Source organism: Streptomyces sp. L500 (genome assembly GCF_054551825.1).
Window position 1 is genome coordinate 1 of sequence record NZ_JBTOLC010000131.1, and the last position, 783, is coordinate 783.

Annotated in this window: 2 protein-coding genes; both read left to right on the top strand. The window is 68.3% G+C overall.

The features are described 5' to 3' along the window. Window positions 1-113 precede the first annotated feature (113 nt). On the top strand, window positions 114-521 hold the full coding sequence (locus ACX9I7_RS32655; protein WP_126916258.1) for a DUF742 domain-containing protein: 408 nt from the start codon (window positions 114-116) through the stop codon (window positions 519-521). Continuing rightward, window positions 502-783: GTP-binding protein (locus ACX9I7_RS32660; RefSeq protein WP_459389407.1), on the top strand; the 282-nt coding region annotated here is incomplete at its 3' end. The genes ACX9I7_RS32655 and ACX9I7_RS32660, both read left to right, overlap by 20 nt.

Below are 783 nucleotides of genomic sequence, written 5' to 3' on the forward strand. Positions count from 1 at the left end.
GCTGAACTGACCACCGCACACCGCGATTTCCGTCCGACCGTACGGCCGAAAACCCCCCACCGGCCGCCACACGACGGCATCATTGCCATCCTGCTGTCCCGTCCGGAGGATTCATGACCCCGCCCGTCTCGCCCGGCCCGTACGGTGCTTCACACCACGCGCCGTACGGGGAAGAAGAAGACGACCAGCCGCTGATCCGCCCGTACGCCATGACGGGAGGCCGGACCCGGCCGCGCTACCAGCTCGCCATCGAGGCACTGGTCAGCTCCACGGCCGACCCGGCGCACCTCGGTGGGCTGCTCCCCGAGCACCAGCGGATCTGCCACCTGTGCCGCGAGGTGAAGTCGGTCGCGGAGGTCTCCGCGCTGCTGAACATGCCGCTCGGTGTGGCCCGCATCCTGGTGGCGGACCTGGCGGAGGCCGGCATGGTGGCGATCCACCAGCCGGGCGGCGGGGAGTCCGGCGGTACGCCGGATGTGACACTGCTCGAAAGGGTTCTCAGTGGACTTCGGAAGCTCTAGCGGAGGCGTCGGCCGCTCCACCACGTCCGCGAAGATCGTGGTGGCGGGCGGCTTCGGCGTCGGCAAGACCACGTTCGTCGGGGCGGTCTCGGAGATCAGTCCGCTGCGCACCGAAGCCGTGATGACCTCCGCCTCGGCGGGCATCGACGACCTGAGCCACGTCCAGGACAAGACCACGACCACCGTGGCGATGGATTTCGGTCGAATCACCCTCGATGACGACCTGATCCTGTATCTGTTCGGTACGCCGGGTCAGGACCGT

Bases quoted from the DNA above. Each gene is read 5' to 3' on its own strand.
- ACX9I7_RS32655 (WP_126916258.1), top strand. From the start codon at position 114: ATGACCCCGCCCGTCTCGCCCGGCCCGTACGGTGCTTCACACCACGCG.